The following is a 17,650-nucleotide window of genomic DNA, read 5'->3' as shown; positions in this document are numbered from 1 at the left end:
ACAATTAGCTTTCGGAACCAGCCAACGGCTCAACATAATGCAAGTGCATATCCCACGGGAAGTGAATCCATGTTTCTTGCTCTAAGTCAGCAACGTAATCATCAACCAGTTGCATACCTGCTGGCTTTGCGTAAACCGTGATGAATTTTGCTTTAGGAAAGCGCTCACGTAAAAACTTCAGTGTATTGCCGGTATCAACCAAATCATCAATCACCAAGAAGCCTTCGCCATCGTCGGTGGCGTTTACGTCTTTCAACATGGTCACGCTGTCGCGTTGGCTATCATGGTCATACGAACTCACACACACTGAATCGACCACACGTACGTTCAACTCACGCGCAACAATTGCCGCAGGTACAAGTCCACCGCGACTCACCGCAATAATACCGCGCCATTGCTCTGCTGGTAACTGACGACGCGCCAGTTCCTTTGTGGCCCGATGTAACTCTTCCCACGATACGAAAAACTCGCGATTTGAATGCCATCCCATAGTGATTACCCCAACCAAATAAATTTAGCGACAAACAGCGCTGCTAAGATTGCAACACTCCAATTTAATTCACGCATTTTACCGCCGAGCGCTTTCACCACCACGTAGCTTATAAAGCCCAGGGCGATGCCATCAGCAATCGAAAACGTCAGCGGCGTCATCAACAATACAACGGCTACCGGAGCCGCTTCGGTAATGTCGTCCCAATCGACGGAACGCAGTGTGAACAACATCAATACCGACACATAGATAATTGCGCCAGCCGTGGCATAAGCAGGCACCATACCTGCTAACGGTGCAAAAAATATTGCTAAAACAAACAACAAGCCAACCACAACAGCAGTCAGTCCGGTTTTACCGCCCGACGCTACCCCTGAGGCTGATTCAACATAACTGGTTGTCGTTGAAGTACCCAAAGCGGCACCGGCAATGGTTGCCGTGCTATCGGCCATTAATGCGCGCTCAAGCCGTGGTAATGAGCCATCTGGTTTGGCTAAGCCAGCGCGCTGAGCAACAGCCATTAAGGTGCCTGAGGTATCGAATAAATCAACGAACAAAAATGCAAAAATAACGCTTAACATGGCAACGTCAAAGGCAGCCGCAATGTCCATTTGCATGAATGTCGGCGCTAAGCTTGGCGGTGCTGCAACAATGCCATTGTACTGCACATCACCCAGTAAAAAGCCGGCCACGGTCACTAAAAGTATACTAATAAGTGCCGCACCTTGAATGCCGCGCGCAACCATACCAATAATCAAAAAGAAGCCAGCACCGGCAAGCAATACCGACAGTTGCGACATGTCACCAAGCGATACTAACGTCGCGTTATCGGCAACAATAATGTTCGCGTTTTTTAAACCAATGAGCGCCAGAAATGCACCAATACCGGCGGCAATCGCCAACCTTAGTGTGACGGGAATCGAGTTGATGATCCATGAACGAATCCGCAACGCCGAGAGCAAGAAAAATAAAATACCAGAGAAGAACACAGCGCCCAGTGCGGTTTGCCAGGTGTAGCCCATACCTAACACAACGCTATAGGTAAAGAATGCGTTGAGACCCATGCCCGGTGCTAACGCGACCGGATAATTTGCCCATAACCCCATCACCAAACAACCAATGGCTGCGGCCAAACAAGTTGCGACAAACACGGCACCATAGTCCATCCCAGCTTGGCTGAGCATGGAAGGGTTCACGAAAATAATATACGCCATGGTTAAAAACGTCGTGATACCCGCAATCACTTCACGTTTTACCGTACTTCCTTGCGCTTTGATTTGAAACAATCGCTCCAATAAAGCCTGCATAAGCCCCCACTCTCGCTCTGCTGATTAAAAAATTGCGGTATTCTACAATAATTTCATCACTTTTGCCGCACTGATTTGTGCTAACCTTAACGTCCACAATGCACCCGGCGACCATTATTTAAGGAGTTTTTTGTTATGCCTCGTGTCATATACATTGATGCCCAAGGTGGCGAATTTGAAGCAGAAGTCGAAGTGGGTCAAAACCTGATGGAAGGTGCTGTTGATCACATGATCGACGGTATTCTCGGTGAATGCGGTGGCGTCATGTCGTGTGCAACATGTCACTGTTATGTCGATCCGGCTTGGGTTAACAAAATACCGCCAGCCAGCGAAATGGAAGAAGATATGCTGGATATGGTAATCGACCCGCAAGATAACAGCCGTTTGAGCTGTCAAATTGACATGACCGAAGAACTCGACGGTATTGTCGTACGCTTACCGAAATCGCAATTTTAAGCGCTTTCTACCCGCACAAAGACTTCATCATGGTAGCCAGTTGTCACGCGCATCAAGCCTGACAACTCGGCATCCAAATCAGGTTCACCAGTATCAACCAACAACGGTCGCTGACCAAGCGCTTGCAACTTCGCTTTGGTTGCCACAATTTGAATATTGTCCTTACCAATCATGCGAATCACTGCTGGGCTAAGTTGTTGATTTCCGCGCCCGAAGATATGCCCTTGCCCACCGATGACCGTGATAATCAAGCGCACCGGGCCTTGGTGCTCACTGATCAGCTGTTCAAGCTGATGTGCCGTAACGTCACTGGCAATAACCTCACCTGCACGCACAACATCGACGCCCAACAAAGTATTCGGTAAGTTTAAATCTTCCATTATAAACGCGACGGTTGAGCCGGATCCCATCACATAAAGCGTGTCATCTTCCATGCTCTCAATAACATCGGCGGCAATATCAGCAAGCACTAATTCATCGCTTTCTTTGCCGCCCATTTTTACCGCTTGCACGTAACGTAGCTCGGCTGGTACTAACATTTCGCCGTAGCGGCGCGCTTTTACTGTGCCTTGGCGAAACGCCTCTTCATCAATGTCCATGACATCCGCATTCGTTACACTGGTCAGCTGCCCTTGAATTAATTGCTCAAGTACTTTGCCTGCAGCGGTTGGCGAAATCGCATAAACACCCGAATGAATTTTAACCCCAGCCGGAATTCCCAGTACGGGTCTCAACTCCGGATACACAGCACAGACATCACGAGCCGTGCCATCACCGCCGGCAAACAGTAATAAATCAATATCGTCACGCTGGCCTAATAAACGCGCCAATTCACGGGTGTCGGTGGCACTGGTTAGGCTTTGCTCAGGGGTATAAATGACATCACAGGAAAAACCGAGGTCGTGCACAATATCAGCACCGAGACCGTTCGCCCCAGTGACAAACTGCAATTGCTCTGTATGCGGCTGAATAACCTGCAGGGCTTGTTTGACGCGTTGCGGCGCTTTCGGTGTTGCGCCTAACGCAAGTGCGCGCTGCGCGGTCTCAGCGCCGTCACTACCTTTCAGAGCGACGGAACCGCCAAGACCTGCAAACGCATTAACGATTAAACCAATACGAAACAACGGAGACTTATTCACCTTTATCGCGAGTACCTTCTTGAATAGCTTCACCGGCACTTTCTAGGTCTTTGCCAATGCCTTCAATGGTGGCACAACTGCTTAAACCTAACGCGACTAACAGCATAATAAAATAGCGATTCTTCATGTTATGTTCCATGTAGTTATTGTTGTTGCAGGCCATGGCTGCTGGTAGTAATCAGCCAGAGCGCGGGCAAATTTTTCCGCTCGTGGCGGCAGTCCGTTAATTATATAGCGAGATAATTGCTCTTGAACAGCTTTTGTAAACGCACTGCGGTCCACCTCAATACCACCGAGGTTATCCACACTCACCTGAAATGGCACGCCGGCGCATAATGAAAATAACCATTCGAGTGCCTGCGGCTTGCGTTCAACTTGCTCAAATTCAGCTTGTTGCTCGGTATTACGGCCATCCGGTTCATACCAATAACCATAATCGAATACCTGCCGACGCTGTTCACCAGCAATACACCAATGTGCAATTTCATGTAACGCCGAGGCGTAAAATCCGTGCGCAAAGACAATTTGATGACTCTCACCGGCGCATTGTGCTGGCTGATAATAAGGTTCGTCGGTACCGGCCACCAACCGTGTATTCAATTCATCAAAAAAGCATTGTTCGAACAACTGAATAAGTTGCTGATAATGATGTTTTATCATACGTCGAGAATATACCTACTGCGAAAAACCAACTAATCAATCTTCGGCACGGTTGATTGTACGTCACCATTTTGCGCACGCTGGCGCAGCCAGTGATCCATGATCACAAGCGCAGCCATCGCTTCGACCACCGGCACACCGCGAATACCGACACACGGATCATGTCGACCACGCGTCACAATGCTACTTGGTTGACCTTGACTATCGATGGTTTCCCCAGCAATGGTAATGCTTGATGTCGGTTTAAATGCGACTTCCGCTATGAGTGGCTGACCACTACTAATACCGCCAAGTACGCCGCCGGCATGATTGCTCGCAAAACCAGTTGGAGTTAGAGCATCCCGGTGTTCACTACCACGTTGGCCGGCCACCGCAAATCCATCACCAATACTCACCGCTTTCACCGCATTAATACTCATCAGTGCTTTGGCTAAATCAGCATCGAGTCGATCGAACACCGGCTCGCCTAAGCCAACCGGCACACCGCTGACTTCAAGGCGCACACGAGCACCAACCGAATCACCATCTTTAAGGAGTTGTTTCAAATAGTCCTGAGCTTGCGCGGACATTGCGGGATCCGGACAAAATAACGGATCATCAGCAACGTGCGACCATGCAAAGTCGGGCTGCGCAGCATCCGTGTTGTGCGGTCCAATTTGCACCACCCCAGCATGAAACGTCATACCGAATTTTTCTGCTAAATACTTTTGCGCAATAGCGCCGGCAGCAACGCGCATTGCGGTTTCGCGCGCAGACGAGCGCCCACCACCGCGGTAATCACGAATACCGTATTTGTGCGCATAGGTATAATCGGCATGGCCGGGGCGAAATTTATCTTTAATATCGCCGTAGTCTTTACTGCGTTGGTCAGTGTTTTCAATCAACAGCCCAATCGGCGTTCCCGTTGTTTTACCTTCGAACACGCCAGACAGAATTTTTACTTGGTCCGCCTCACGACGCGCCGTGGTGAAACGGTTTTGACCTGGCTTGCGACGATCCAAAAATGGCTGAATATCAGCTTCGGTCAGCTCTAAACCTGGCGGACACCCATCAACGACAGCACCTATCGCTACGCCGTGACTCTCGCCAAAGGTTGTCACTCGAAATAATTCACCCCAAGTATTCGCCGCCATTAGTCTGTCTCTTTGTTAATTCATCAAGATGGTTAGAATTTATCGCGATGCGCAACAAGGTCGGCATAGCTCAAAACAAATACACCATCGCCGCCGTGTTCAAATTCAACCCAATCAAACGGTACTTCTGGAAACTCTTCCGCAAGCGCAACCCACGAGTTGCCCACTTCGCAGACCAAAACACCCTGCTCGGTCAAATGATCCGGCGCTTCGCGTAAAATCGTTCGAACCAAATCTAAACCATCATCGCCAGCCGCCAATCCAAGTTCTGGCTCATGGCGGAATTCCTCTGGCAAATCGGCCATGTCCTCAGCATCAACATACGGCGGATTCGTGACAATTAGGTCATAACGCTGTTTCGGCACGCCATCATAAAGATTCGATTGAATGGGAATAACGCGCTCTTCAAGACCATGCATCGCAATATTTTCTTCAGCGACCGCTAATGCATCAATCGACAAATCAAGGGCATCAACTTCGGCGTCATCGAACGCATAGGCACAAGCAATCGCAATACAGCCGCTTCCCGTGCACAGATCAAGAATCCGCTTTGGTTCTTGGGCAAGCCATGGTGTGAAGCGCTTTTCAATCAATTCGGCAATCGGTGAACGCGGCACCAGTACCCGTTCATCAACCATAAATGGCAACCCTGCAAACCATGCTTGACCAATCAAATAAGCCGCGGGTTTACGTTCTTCGATACGCGTCGTCACAAGGCCAACAAACTCTTCAAATTCATGCGGTTGTAATCGCGCTTGTTGAAATTCAGCTAGCTGCTCAAACGTCAGTTGCGTCACGTGGCCCAGCAATAATTGCGCTTCACTTAAGGCATTATCGGTGCCGTGACCGAAATAAACATCCGCGCCCTGCATAGCGCTCACTGCCCAACGCAGTGCATCATGCATACTGGTGGACGTAAAGTTGACAGATACCTGTGACAAGGTAGGTTCTCCGAAGTTGTTCTACTCTGAGCCATAAGATACCCTAATAGCACTGAGTTCGCATCCTAAGATGCAGATAGATAGGCACAAAAAAGCGACGTGTTATGAGTGAAGATACAGATGATTTCGCGCTATTTCGCGAGCAAGTTAAGGTTGACCGCCGTATTCGTAGCGAAACGGTTGCGGCACCGCGCCCCAAACTCACGCCACGTCGCCGTGCGGAAAATACACCTGAGCGCCAACAACAAGCCGAGTTCTTTTTCTCTGACACTTTTCGTGCCCACTTTCCCGAAGGCCCAGTGCGCTATTGTGTCGAAGGTGAATCATCACACATACTCAAGCAACTGAGGCGCGGCGACTTCCCGCCAGAATTATTCCTTGATTTACATGGTATGACCCAAGCCGAAGCAAAGCGCGAACTCGGAGCATTGTTACACGCGTGCGCCAAACAACATATTGAATGCTGCGCGGTCATGAGTGGGCATGGTAAAGGGGTATTGAAGGAGAATTTACCGCATTGGTTGGTTCAGCATCCGGCAGTACGAGCTTTTCATCAAGCACCGGCAGCCCACGGCGGCAACGCCGCCCTACTCATCCTAGTTCAAAGGTGATATTAGCTATTGGATATTAGATATTAGAAAAACCTGAAACATCGGGGCTAATATCTAATATCCAATAGCTAATATCGTACTTGTTTTAAGGAACAATCATGCGGATAAAGTCTGCGCGCTGCATCGCCACATCCAACTTCAGCTCCGCCATTCCCGCAGTCGGAAACAACAACGGCGGCGTCTTCTTATCCAACGTCGCAACCAAATAACTCACAAACGGCATATGCGACACCAAAACAACCGATTCGGCATTGGGATAGCGACTTTGCAACATGGCAAAGAACCAATCTGAAAAATCTTGCGGATCACTTTCAGGAATCGCATCGTCAACAATATCTCGCTGTCCAGAGGGAACAATCGATTCGACGATAGTGGCGGTTTGTTGTGCGCGAATAAACGGGCTCGCAAGTAGCCAATCAAGCTTGCCATGATGCTCCTGGAGATGCTCGTTTAGCCAATTTGCACTGGCTAACACTTCACTTTCGCCCAGCGCACTCAATGGTCGAATGGCATCGGCTTTCAGTGCCTGAGGTGGTTCTGCGTCGCCATGACGCATAATAAACAAAGTAACAGCCACGATTTATTCGTTCTCCTCAGCTGCATCAGCTGATTCATCTGTACGTTTACGCCGACGTCCACCAGTCACCGGATCTGCACGCCCTTCATCTTTCGCTTGATCAGCACGACGGCGGCGGACGGCTTTCGGATCGGCAATCAATGGTCGATATATTTCGATACGATCACCGTCTCGTAGTTCATGGTCTAGCTTAACCGCTTTACTCCAAATACCAACCTTTTGTTCGGCTAGATCAATTTCCGGAAAGTATTGTTTGATTTGTGAACGCTCAATCGCATCCGCAACAACCGTCCCAGCGGGAACGCGTAGTGGGATAATTTGCTGACGCTCTGGCGTGGCGTAAGCCACTTCGATTTGAATTTGCTGCGGGGCCATGAGTTACTGAGATCCATAAACTTGCTGTGCACGTTGCACAAACGCATCAACCATTCGACTTTGAAGCTCATTGAAAATTTTACCAAAAGCCATGCCCAACAGCCGGTTGGCAAATTCAAATTCGAGCTTTAACACGATTTTACAGGCGTTTTCGTCCAACTTGTGGAAGCTCCAACCACCGCGTAAATACTGAAACGGACCATCGACTAATTCCATATCAATCCGCTCATATGGCACTAGCGTGTTGCGCGTAGTAAACGACTTGCTGATACCTGCTTTACTAATATCGAGACGTGCAACTTTATTCTGCTCGTCGTTTTCCAAAACCGCTGCGCTGCGGCAGCCAGGTACAAATTCTGGATAACGATCGATATCATTCACCAATGCGTACATCTGCGCATTGCTGTATGGCACTAAAGCACTTCGTTCGATAGTCGGCATTGGCATCCTCGTTTGCTGAAAATGAAGCGCATGATAGCGCATTTCATACGCTGAATCACCCTTTCAAATACGCCAAATAAACCCGTGATTTTGCAATAAAAGACATTTTTATTTTTCCTACCATCGGTATAATACTAGGCATGAGCAAAACTAAAAAAAGTCAAAATTCCAACACCATCGCGCTAAATAAAAAAGCGCGTCATGAATATTTCCTCGAGGACAAGTTTGAGGCTGGTCTCGCCCTGCAAGGCTGGGAAGTAAAAAGTATTCGTGCCGGAAAGGTAAATATCAGCGACACCTACGTCATTATTAAAAATGGCGAAGCGTATTTACTGGGCGCCCAAATACAACCGCTTATCTCCGCTTCAAGCCATGTGGTATGCGATCCGGAACGCACGCGTAAACTCCTATTAAAGAAGCGCGAACTCGATAAACTCATCGGAGCCAGCGAACGTGAAGGCTATGCGATAGTCGCCACCGCCATGTATTGGAAAAAACACTTGGTGAAGCTAGAAATTTATCTGGCTAAAGGTAAAAAATCGCACGACAAACGCGACACCATTAAAGAGCGCGATTGGCAACGTCAAAAAGCACGCATCATGAAGCACAACGTGCGTTAATGGTGCTGATCAAAATTGACCAGCAATTCAGCGTTGACATCATTTTTTAATCGCGATACATTCAACCCATCAATTAGACAAGCTAACGATTTAACGAATAAATCGATAGTTTTAGTCACGAAAGAAATAAAGGAAGCAATCGTGTTAACGACATCACAGCAATCACAACTACGTAAAAACTGGTGGTGGCATTTCCCGAGCTAGCGGGCGATGTATCTGTGCGTGTGAATCACGTTTGCTACAAACCCGCTTCGATAAGCGGGTTTTTTTATGCACGCTTATCGGCATCAAGCGGTAGACAAAAAGTTATACAACTTTTAAATACCAATCGTTATCGACAATAACTCAACTATAAAAGAGTACGAAGCGTGAACATTATTGAACAACCTGGCTTTCTTACAAGTTTGCGAATGAAGCTGCCGTATCAAGCGGATACGCTAGCTCTTTACAAACGGCTGTGCTCACCTAAACAGCCGAGCTTGTTACTTGATTCCGCTGAAATTCAATCCAGACAAAACCTCAAAAGCTTGCTGATGGTGAATGCTGCAGTACAGTTTACCTGTCAGGGGCAAACCGTCACGATTGAGGCACTAACCAATAACGGCGCAGCGCTACTGCCGTGGTTAGCCGAGCGTTTGCAGCAACTTGGTGCGGACGTATGCCAAGTGACGGCGACCGATAAGCAGTTAGTATGCGAGTTTCAGTCATCCACGGTTGCAGCGGACGAGGATTCACGTTTACGCGCTGCCAGCAATATCGAGCCGTTACGGATTGTCCAGCAACAACTACAAACCAAAGCCCAGTTGGGCGCGCCACATGCGATGGCCATTTTTATTGGCGGCGTGTTTGCCTACGATTACGTGGCAACCTTCGAACAACTCCCTGAGGTGGCGAGTGCGGACAACAGCTGTCCCGATTATCAGTTCTACCTTGCGGAAACATTATTGGTGATCGACCATCAACAGCAAACCACCGAACTACTCGCTAGTTTGATCAGCGGCCCTGATAGCGCTAGTTACTATGCCGACATTGCCGCACAAGTGGGACAAATCGCCGCGCTCTGCCAATTTCCATCGATACAGCAAGGAGCTAACGCTACGTTTGTAAGTAATGAGGTACAAGCAACCCCATCAGCCAAAGAGTTTGCGCAACAAGTATTAAAGTTAAAAGAGAACATAAGTGCCGGCGATATATTCCAAGTGGTGCCCTCACGCCGTTTCCAATTGCCGTGTAGTGATAGTTTGCTGGCTTACGCCCAACTCAAACAAGCCAATCCATCGCCGTATATGTTCTATTTGCGCACTAATAGTTTTGAATTGTTTGGCGCATCGCCAGAATCAGCGCTCAAGTATACCGCGGCGACAAATCAAGTTGAGTTATATCCGATTGCCGGCACCCGCCCACGGGGTAAAAATGCCGACGGTACGATACATGCCGACCTCGACAGCCGCTTAGAGCTCGAGCTTCGGCTTGACCAAAAAGAACTATCGGAACACATGATGCTGGTGGATCTTGCTCGAAACGATCTGGCCCGCATAGCGCAGCCGGGCACACGTTATGTCGCTGATTTATTACAGGTCGACCGGTATTCACACGTCATGCATCTCGTGTCACGTGTGGTAGCTCAGTTGGCCGATGACTTAGACGCACTGCACGCCTATCGCGCATGTATGAACATGGGTACTTTGGTTGGTGCGCCGAAAATCAGTGCCGCCACGCTCATCCGGCAAGTCGAAAAACAACGCCGCGGCAGCTACGGCGGCGCCGTTGGCTATGTGAATGGCGCGGGAGATATGGATACCTGCATTGTGATTCGCTCAGCTTTTGTGAAAGACGGTTTAGCAACCATTCAAGCAGGCGCTGGCATTGTCCATGACTCCGACCCGGCGGCTGAAGTCGCGGAAACCGAAAACAAAGCACGTGCGGTCATTGAAGCTGTGCGCAAGGCCAATCAACTGATTCAGGAGGCAACCCGTGAACGTTAATCCAATGACTAACTCAACGGCTCCTGATCGGATTGTCATGCTCGATAACTTCGATTCGTTTAGCTACAACCTCGTGGATGAATTACGCCAACTTGGTTATCCGTTGGTGGTGTATCGCAATGACATGGATGCACAGCAACTGATTGCTAACATGCGTAACTATTCAGGTCGCCAATTGCTGTGCTTATCGCCTGGGCCGGGTCACCCTGCTCACTCGGGGAATCTGCTTGCATTGATTAAAGCAGCCAAAGGGCAATTCCCCGTGCTTGGTATCTGTCTGGGCTTTCAAGCGCTCATTCATGCTGCAGGCGGTGAAGTGGATAGATGTCCCGATATTGTGCACGGTAAAAAAGCACTAATCGAAACCCGCCCGCACGCCATATTTGAACAATTGGATAATCCGTTAACGGTTGCGCGTTACCACTCGTTATGTGGCTATAAATTACCTGACTCGATCAAAGTACTTGCAGCGACCGGCGCTATTCCGATGGCTGCAGAGTTTCCAGAGTTTCAGGCGCTTGGCTTTCAATTCCATCCGGAATCGATATTGACTAGCCGCGGCACGCAATTATTAGCACAAACCGTTGCCTATTTATTTCAACAATACCGATTTGAGCCGTACGGGAGTTAAACATGCAGGCACTTCATACATTACTCAACGGCGAGCCATTAACCTTGCCCCAAGCAGAAAAGCTATTTGATCACCTAGTCAAAGGTGAACTGAATGATATCCAAATTACCGCGGCGTTAACGGCAATGAAACTGCGCGGTGAGCAGCCGGCTGAAATGGCTGGCGCAGCGCAAGCATTGCGACGCGCAGCCAAACCATTCAAACGCCCTGCGCGCGCGGTTATCGATAGCTGCGGTACCGGTGGTGATGGCAGTAACACCATGAATATTTCAACCACTGCAGCGTTGGTAGCAGCCAGCATGGGGCTCGCCGTCGCGAAACACGGTAATCGCAGTGTGTCATCACGTTCGGGTTCTGCCGACGTGCTCGAAAGCTTGGGTTTGTCGGTTACTCAAGATCCAGAAATAGCTGAGCAGCAACTTGATGCTCTCAACTTTTGCTTCTTGTTTGCACCGCACTATCACCCGGGTATTCGTTATGCGATGCCGAGCCGTCAAACCTTAAAAACTCGCACGTTATTTAATTTATTAGGGCCACTGGTGAACCCAGCCCGACCGGATGCCCAAGTGCTTGGCGTATACGATCCGAGCTGGTGCCGACCGATGGCGGAAACCTTGCAATTGTTAGGTTGCCAACGCGCAATGGTCGTGCATGGCTCAGGGCTGGATGAAATTGCGCTGCATGGCCCAACTCATGTGGTCGAGCTGCGCAACAACGAGCTCATCGAATATACCCTTGATGCCACCGATTTTGGAGTTCAATCAGCGCAAGTTGCCGAACTCATGGGTGGTGATGCTGATTTCAATGCCCAGTTACTAAAAAACGTACTCGCTGGCACAGCAACGCCTGCACAAAGCAACGCCGTTGCGGTCACTGTGGCGGCGATGCTGTATGTCACCGATCAGTACACCAATCTCAAACAAGCCACAGCGGCGGTACAAGAGCACTTGGCGTCAGGCGCTGCGTTGTCGCACTTAGCAAAGCTTCAGGAGTTTAATCGTGGCTAATTCAATACTTGATGGAATTGTGACAACACGGCGCAACTCCGTACAAGAATTCTTAACCCAGTTAGATATCGACGCAATTGAACACAACTTAGCGCCGAGTCAACGGAGTTTATATCAAGCGCTAGCGCAGCCGCGGGCAAGCTTTATCCTTGAATGTAAAAAGGCTTCGCCGTCCAAGGGCCTAATTCGACCTGACTTTAATCCGGTGAGTTTGGCGCAAACCTATAGCCGTTATGCCGATGCCATTTCAGTATTAACTGAGCCGGATTACTTTCAGGGCGACTACCGGTACTTAGCTGCCGTTGCTGCGGCAGTGCCACAACCGGTGCTGTGTAAAGACTTCATTGTGATGCCGGAGCAAGTATTACTTGCCCGTCATTTTGGTGCCGATGCTATTTTGCTAATGCTGTCGGTATTAAGCGATAGCGCCTACCAGCAACTCGCCGAGCTTGCGGAACAGCTAAAACTTGATGTACTCACCGAAGTCGCAACCGATGCCGAACTTGAGCGCGCGCTACAATTAAACGCCAACATCATTGGCATTAATAACCGCAACTTGCATGATTTAAGCATCGATGCGCAACGCAGTATTACCATGAGCCAACGTATACCTGAAGGTGTGCTCGTTGTTGCAGAATCAGGTTATAGCAAGCACCAAGAAGTCAAAGAGGCAGCCAGTTATGTCGATGGCTTCCTCATCGGTAGCGCCTTGTCGCAGCAAAAAAATGTCGACCAAGCCTGTCGCGAGCTCATCTATGGCTCGCATAAAGTCTGTGGTTTAACCGAACCTGCCGATGCCACGGTTGTTCGTGCGGCGGGTGCTGCATTTGGCGGACTCATCTTTGTTCAGCACTCGCCACGCTATGTCAGTACACAGCAAGCACAGACAATCGTCGCCGCTGAACCGCTATTAAATTTCGTCGGTGTGTTTGCCGATCAACCCTTGCAACAGGTTGTAGACATCGCGAGTACCTTGAAGCTCGCGGTTGTGCAACTCCATGGGCAAGAGGACATTGATTACATCAGCGAGCTACGTAAAGCCTTGCCTGGTGTACGAATTTGGAAAGCAATTGGGGTCGACGAACCACTTATTTTGCCGCAAATTGAAGTGGATGCATTTCTGCTCGATAACCGCTTCGGCGGCAGCGGTCAACCGTTTGACTGGTCATTGCTCAACGATCTCAGTGCCACGCAGCTCGAACAATGTATTTTGGCCGGCGGCCTGAGCTTAGACAATTTAAACGAGGCGCAAGCCACCGGTATTCAGCAACTCGATGTTAACTCTGGCGTCGAATATGCCAAAGGCTGCAAAGACGCCGGAAAAATCGTGCAATTTTTTGATCATATTCGAACTTACGGAAAATCAGATAACCAGATCCAGCCGGATCAGGAGGCAGTATCATGACGCAACCAAGCGAAAAATTATCCGCTTATTTTGGTGATTTTGGCGGGCAATTTGTCCCTGAGATTTTATTACCTGCACTCGATCAACTCGAACAGGCCTTCATTGAAGCACAAAATGATCCGGCCTTTCAGGCGGAATTCGCGGATCTATTGAAAAATTATCTAGGCCGTCCGACGCCATTATCACTGTGTCGTAACTTGCCATTAGATTCGCCGAATGGCACGCAGATTTACTTGAAACGCGAAGACTTGCTCCACGGTGGCGCTCATAAAACCAATCAGGTACTTGGCCAAGCGCTACTGGCTAAACGGATGGGCAAAAAACGGATTATTGCCGAAACCGGTGCGGGTCAGCATGGCACGGCTACCGCCTTGGCGTGTGCGTTATTAGATCTCGAGTGCATCATCTACATGGGTGCGAAAGACGTTGCCCGCCAGCAACCCAATGTATTCCGAATGGAATTAATGGGCGCGAAAGTGGTGCCCGTTGATTCAGGCAGCGGCACACTGAAAGATGCAGTTAACGAGGCCATGCGTGACTGGACCGCCAGCTATAGCACCACGCACTATTTGTTAGGTACAGCAGCCGGCCCGCATCCGTTCCCAACGATAGTGCGTGAATTTCACCGGATGATCGGTGCCGAAGCGAAAGCCCAAATGCTCGAGCGCATCGGCCGCTTACCCGACGAAGTGATTGCCTGTGTTGGTGGCGGCTCCAATGCAATTGGTATGTTTGCTGAGTTTATCGATGAGCCTGAAGTTGCGTTAGTCGGTGTGGAGCCAGCCGGAAAAGGCGTTGAAACTGCCCATCACGGCGCCACGCTCACTGCAGGTAAGCCAGGCATTTTGCACGGCTGCCGTTCATTTTTGATGCAAACTGACGAAGGCCAAATCGAAGAAAGTTACTCGGTTTCAGCTGGTCTTGATTACCCAGGAGTTGGTCCGCAGCATGCCTACTTGCGCGAAATTGGCCGTGCTCGTTATGAGTCGGTGACCGACCAAGAAGCGCTGGATGCGTTTCAAATTCTGGCGCAACACGAAGGCATCATTCCAGCTCTGGAATCCGCCCACGCACTCGCCTATGCGCTGCGTCGCGCTGCCGAACCCGATGCACCGAAGGTGTTACTGATTAACCTTTCGGGACGCGGCGACAAAGATATCGACCACGTGCGTCGCATTTTTCAACAAGGAGAGTCAGCATGAGCCGTTATCAACGCCTATTTAAGCGCTTAGAACAGCAACAAAGCGGCGCTTTCGTGCCATTTGTCACATTGGGTGATCCAACACCTGAGCTCAGCTTAAAAGTTATTGAAGCATTAATTGCAGGTGGCGCCGATGCACTTGAATTAGGGCTTCCGTTTTCTGATCCAGTTGCCGACGGTCCCACCATTCAAAAAGCGAATATCCGCGCGCTCGCCGCCGGAACACGTATTGCGGATGCGTTTGAGATCATCAAACAGGTGCGTGCGAAGTATCCCGACTTGCCAATCGGTCTTCTGGTCTATGCCAATTTAGTGGTCAGCAAAGGGACTGCGTCGTTTTATCAGCGTTGCGCTGATGCGGGTGTTGATTCCGTATTAATCGCCGATGTGCCAGTACGCGAGGGCCTCAACTTTGCGCAGGTGGCAAAGCAGCACGGCATTGCTCCTATTTTTATTGCACCACCAGATGCGTCAGCGCAAACCTTAGCCAACGTCGCAGCTCATAGCGAGGGGTATGTCTATTTGCTTAGCCGAGCAGGCGTCACTGGCGCCGAAACGCAAATGCAAGCACCAGCGAGTGCGGTGATTAACGAGCTTCGCGCTCAGCATAGCGCACCGCCACTGCTAGGCTTTGGTATCGCTTCGCCAGAGCACGTTAAAGCGGCGTTGGCAGCGGGCGCTGCTGGTGCAATTTGTGGTTCTGCTATCGTGAAAATCATTGAGCAATATCAACACGATGAAAACGCCTTAGTTGATGAACTTACAGCGTTTATAAAACCTATGAAGGCGGCAACAAGCACTGCTTGAGTGCGGCCTCCACATTAGGATATTTAAAGTGATAACCGGCCTGTTGCAAACGCTCAGGCAGAACCAATTGGCCGGTTAATAACATCTGCGACATTTCACCTAACATCAGTTTTAATGCCCACGCCGGAACCCGCATAAAGTGAGACTTTCGTAACACGCGAGCCAGAGTTTTACTGAACTCCTGTTGTTGCACGGGGTGCGGCGCTGTCGCGTTAAAAATACCGCGTGCTTGCTCGTTCGCAAGTAAAAACTGAATAATTCCCACCATGTCGTCTAAGTGCACCCAACTGAAGCCTTGCGTGCCATCGCCAAGTGGTCCGCCAAGCCCAAGCAGATAAGGCGGTAACATCTTTTGCAGCGCACCGCCTTCAGGGGCGAGCACCACACCCGTACGTAATACGCACACCCGTGTTTTATCTGAATCAGCAGCGAGAGCTAAACGCTCCCACTCCGCACACAAATGATGCGCAAAATCATCTTTTTCTACTTTTGTGTTTTCAGTTACCGGCGTGTCGCCTTGTGCACCGTAGTAGCCAATGGCCGAGCCACTGATAAATACTTGTGGCGGTTGCACCGCTTCTTGAATTGCTTCGGTAATTTTGCGCGTAATATTCCAGCGGCTTTGCTCAATGCGAAGCTTTTGCCGTGAACTCCAACGTTTATCCGCAATCCCCTCGCCTTGCAAATTAATCACCGCAAAATAATCACTTATATCAGTTACCTCATCCAAGCTTCGAATCACATGGACTTGACCACCTAAACGTTGAATTGCGCGCTGTGGGTTTCGACTAATCACGGTAACCTGATATTCCGTCAATAAGTGCGGAATTAATGCCGAGCCAATTAGACCGGTACCACCTGTAATTAAAATTTTCATGCTGGCCTCTCGCGTCGGAAAAACTATACTAAGAAGTTGCTGAACGTGTAGTAAGTGTAGTCATTGAATCTAGTACCTAACAAACTTTTCTGGCACACTGCGGGAATAAGAATAAAGCGGGCATCATCATGTTGTTAGTACTCGAATATTTACCAATCATTTTATTTTTTCTGTTTTATCTGTTGGGCGATATTTTTATTGCGACCGGCGTATTGATGGTCGGAACCGTCATGCAAATTGTCGTCATGAAATTTATGCGCGAACCGGTCGCCATGCGCCATTGGATTGTCATGTGGGCAGTGCTTATATTTGGCAGTATCACCTTGTTTTTACGTGATGAATGGTTCGTGAAGATCAAAGTGACCGTGATTTATGTTGCTATCGCCCTATTTCTGTTGATTGGCATGTGGTGGAAAAAGCGTAGCCCGCTGCAAAGCATGCTCGATAGCGAAATCAATCTGCCCCCGTTTGCTTGGCGTCGCCTCACTTATGCATGGGTGATATTTTCACTCGCGTTAGCGGTGATTAATGTGTATATCGCCGAAGCGATGAGCTTAGATGCATGGGTTAACTTCAAAGTATTTGGTACCCTCGGCGCCACGCTGATTTTCAGCGTATTCTCGGGGGCATATATGTTTAAACATCACACTGATCGTGAGAAAGATGCAGAGGAAATTGAATAATGTGGTTCGTTATTTGGGCTGAAGATGTACCAAACTCATTAGCGGCGCGCCGCGCCACTCGTCCGGCTCATCTTGAGCGACTGCAGCAACTCAAAGCCGATGGTCGGCTGCTGGTTGCTGGCCCTTGTCCTGCGATTGCATCGAATGATCCGGGCGAAGCTGGTTTTACCGGTTCAATGGTCGTTGCTGAATTTGACTCCCTCGAAGAAGCCCAGCGCTGGGCCGATGCCGACCCTTATATTGCCGCAGGGGTCTACGCTAAAGTGACCGTGAAGCCATATATCAAAGCACTCCCTTAGCAGCT

At 49.4% G+C, this 17,650-nt stretch carries 22 protein-coding genes; 11 read left to right on the top strand and 11 right to left on the bottom strand.

Annotated elements, in window-relative coordinates:
• Positions 1-4: 4 nt before the first annotated feature.
• Together gpt and CWI82_RS04955 are read right to left on the bottom strand one after the other, a co-directional pair.
• Positions 5-490 carry a xanthine phosphoribosyltransferase gene (gene gpt / locus CWI82_RS04960; RefSeq protein WP_092855357.1) on the bottom strand — a complete coding sequence of 162 codons (486 nt, stop codon included), beginning with the start codon at positions 488-490 and terminating at the stop codon, positions 5-7.
• Positions 491-495: 5 nt separating this feature from the next.
• The gene (locus CWI82_RS04955) at positions 496-1,797 is read right to left on the bottom strand and encodes an NCS2 family permease (protein ID WP_092855359.1); all 1,302 of its coding nucleotides are present in this window, start codon (positions 1,795-1,797) and stop codon (positions 496-498) included.
• Positions 1,798-1,932: 135 nt separating this feature from the next.
• Between CWI82_RS04955 and CWI82_RS04950 the strand changes: the two genes are divergently transcribed.
• Complete coding sequence (locus CWI82_RS04950; protein WP_092855361.1) at positions 1,933-2,253, top strand: 2Fe-2S iron-sulfur cluster-binding protein; 321 nt, start codon at positions 1,933-1,935, stop codon at positions 2,251-2,253.
• On the opposite strand, the gene CWI82_RS04945 is transcribed toward CWI82_RS04950, so the two are convergent.
• The 5 genes from CWI82_RS04945 to prmB are packed head-to-tail and all read right to left on the bottom strand — an operon-like array spanning position 2,250 to position 6,090.
• On the bottom strand, positions 2,250-3,392 hold the full coding sequence (locus CWI82_RS04945) for an ATP-NAD kinase family protein (RefSeq protein WP_165383876.1): 1,143 nt from the start codon (positions 3,390-3,392) through the stop codon (positions 2,250-2,252). The genes CWI82_RS04950 and CWI82_RS04945 overlap by 4 nt on opposite strands.
• On the bottom strand, positions 3,385-3,519 hold the full coding sequence (locus CWI82_RS04940) for an entericidin A/B family lipoprotein (RefSeq protein ID WP_233340194.1): 135 nt from the start codon (positions 3,517-3,519) through the stop codon (positions 3,385-3,387). The genes CWI82_RS04945 and CWI82_RS04940 overlap by 8 nt, the downstream gene beginning before the upstream one ends.
• On the bottom strand, positions 3,516-4,052 hold the full coding sequence (locus CWI82_RS04935) for an elongation factor P hydroxylase (RefSeq protein WP_130202837.1): 537 nt from the start codon (positions 4,050-4,052) through the stop codon (positions 3,516-3,518). The genes CWI82_RS04940 and CWI82_RS04935 overlap by 4 nt, the downstream gene beginning before the upstream one ends.
• A 32-nt stretch (positions 4,053-4,084) precedes the next feature.
• Complete coding sequence (gene aroC, locus CWI82_RS04930) at positions 4,085-5,185, bottom strand: chorismate synthase (protein ID WP_130202836.1); 1,101 nt, start codon at positions 5,183-5,185, stop codon at positions 4,085-4,087.
• A 32-nt stretch (positions 5,186-5,217) separates the two neighbouring features.
• A complete protein-coding gene (gene prmB, locus CWI82_RS04925; RefSeq protein ID WP_092855370.1) occupies positions 5,218-6,090 on the bottom strand; it encodes a 50S ribosomal protein L3 N(5)-glutamine methyltransferase in 873 nt (290 codons plus the stop codon).
• A 140-nt stretch (positions 6,091-6,230) separates the two neighbouring features.
• Between prmB and smrB the strand changes: the two genes are divergently transcribed.
• On the top strand, positions 6,231-6,737 hold the full coding sequence (smrB, locus tag CWI82_RS04920; RefSeq protein ID WP_092855372.1) for an endonuclease SmrB: 507 nt from the start codon (positions 6,231-6,233) through the stop codon (positions 6,735-6,737).
• Between the two features lie 85 nt (positions 6,738-6,822).
• Here smrB and sixA read toward each other — a convergent pair whose 3' ends face one another.
• From sixA to CWI82_RS04905, 3 genes are read right to left on the bottom strand one after another with little or no spacing between them, the layout of a single operon-like run.
• The gene (sixA, locus tag CWI82_RS04915; RefSeq protein ID WP_130202835.1) at positions 6,823-7,314 is read right to left on the bottom strand and encodes a phosphohistidine phosphatase SixA; all 492 of its coding nucleotides are present in this window, start codon (positions 7,312-7,314) and stop codon (positions 6,823-6,825) included.
• Positions 7,315-7,317: 3 nt separating this feature from the next.
• The gene (locus CWI82_RS04910; protein WP_092855376.1) at positions 7,318-7,689 is read right to left on the bottom strand and encodes an RnfH family protein; all 372 of its coding nucleotides are present in this window, start codon (positions 7,687-7,689) and stop codon (positions 7,318-7,320) included.
• A 3-nt stretch (positions 7,690-7,692) separates the two neighbouring features.
• Complete coding sequence (locus tag CWI82_RS04905; protein ID WP_092855378.1) at positions 7,693-8,130, bottom strand: type II toxin-antitoxin system RatA family toxin; 438 nt, start codon at positions 8,128-8,130, stop codon at positions 7,693-7,695.
• A gap of 140 nt (positions 8,131-8,270) precedes the next feature.
• Here CWI82_RS04905 and smpB point away from each other — a divergent pair, with 140 nt between their 5' ends.
• From smpB to trpA, 7 genes are all read left to right on the top strand, one after another.
• Positions 8,271-8,750, top strand: a complete 480-nt coding sequence (smpB, locus tag CWI82_RS04900) for an SsrA-binding protein SmpB (protein WP_092855380.1) — start codon at positions 8,271-8,273, stop codon at positions 8,748-8,750.
• Between the two features lie 368 nt (positions 8,751-9,118).
• On the top strand, positions 9,119-10,735 hold the full coding sequence (locus CWI82_RS04895) for an anthranilate synthase component 1 (protein WP_267899168.1): 1,617 nt from the start codon (positions 9,119-9,121) through the stop codon (positions 10,733-10,735).
• Between the two features lie 4 nt (positions 10,736-10,739).
• Positions 10,740-11,366 (top strand): aminodeoxychorismate/anthranilate synthase component II, encoded by a 627-nt coding sequence (locus CWI82_RS04890; protein ID WP_130203209.1) that lies wholly within the window; start codon positions 10,740-10,742, stop codon positions 11,364-11,366.
• 2 nt (positions 11,367-11,368) lie between these two features.
• Positions 11,369-12,373 carry an anthranilate phosphoribosyltransferase gene (trpD, locus tag CWI82_RS04885; RefSeq protein WP_092855384.1) on the top strand — a complete coding sequence of 335 codons (1,005 nt, stop codon included), beginning with the start codon at positions 11,369-11,371 and terminating at the stop codon, positions 12,371-12,373.
• Positions 12,366-13,778 (top strand): bifunctional indole-3-glycerol-phosphate synthase TrpC/phosphoribosylanthranilate isomerase TrpF, encoded by a 1,413-nt coding sequence (gene trpCF, locus CWI82_RS04880; protein WP_165383875.1) that lies wholly within the window; start codon positions 12,366-12,368, stop codon positions 13,776-13,778. The genes trpD and trpCF overlap by 8 nt, the downstream gene beginning before the upstream one ends.
• Positions 13,775-14,980, top strand: a complete 1,206-nt coding sequence (gene trpB, locus CWI82_RS04875; RefSeq protein ID WP_092855388.1) for a tryptophan synthase subunit beta — start codon at positions 13,775-13,777, stop codon at positions 14,978-14,980. The genes trpCF and trpB overlap by 4 nt, the downstream gene beginning before the upstream one ends.
• A complete protein-coding gene (trpA, locus tag CWI82_RS04870; protein ID WP_130202833.1) occupies positions 14,977-15,786 on the top strand; it encodes a tryptophan synthase subunit alpha in 810 nt (269 codons plus the stop codon). Before trpB ends, trpA begins: the two co-directional genes overlap by 4 nt.
• Here trpA and CWI82_RS04865 read toward each other — a convergent pair.
• The gene (locus tag CWI82_RS04865) at positions 15,758-16,663 is read right to left on the bottom strand and encodes a TIGR01777 family oxidoreductase (RefSeq protein WP_130202832.1); all 906 of its coding nucleotides are present in this window, start codon (positions 16,661-16,663) and stop codon (positions 15,758-15,760) included. The two genes, trpA and CWI82_RS04865, sit on opposite strands and share 29 nt — an antisense overlap.
• Positions 16,664-16,791: 128 nt before the next feature.
• Between CWI82_RS04865 and CWI82_RS04860 the strand changes: the two genes are divergently transcribed.
• Both CWI82_RS04860 and CWI82_RS04855 read left to right on the top strand, forming a co-directional pair.
• Positions 16,792-17,346, top strand: a complete 555-nt coding sequence (locus CWI82_RS04860; RefSeq protein WP_130202831.1) for an inner membrane-spanning protein YciB — start codon at positions 16,792-16,794, stop codon at positions 17,344-17,346.
• The gene (locus tag CWI82_RS04855) at positions 17,346-17,645 is read left to right on the top strand and encodes a YciI family protein (RefSeq protein WP_092855396.1); all 300 of its coding nucleotides are present in this window, start codon (positions 17,346-17,348) and stop codon (positions 17,643-17,645) included. The genes CWI82_RS04860 and CWI82_RS04855 overlap by 1 nt, the downstream gene beginning before the upstream one ends.
• Positions 17,646-17,650 lie beyond the last annotated feature (5 nt).

Source organism: Pseudidiomarina tainanensis (genome assembly GCF_004214835.1).
Classification (GTDB): domain Bacteria; phylum Pseudomonadota; class Gammaproteobacteria; order Enterobacterales; family Alteromonadaceae; genus Pseudidiomarina; species Pseudidiomarina tainanensis.
Note: the sequence above shows the minus strand (reverse complement) of the source record. Positions and strands in the feature narration are given on the sequence as shown.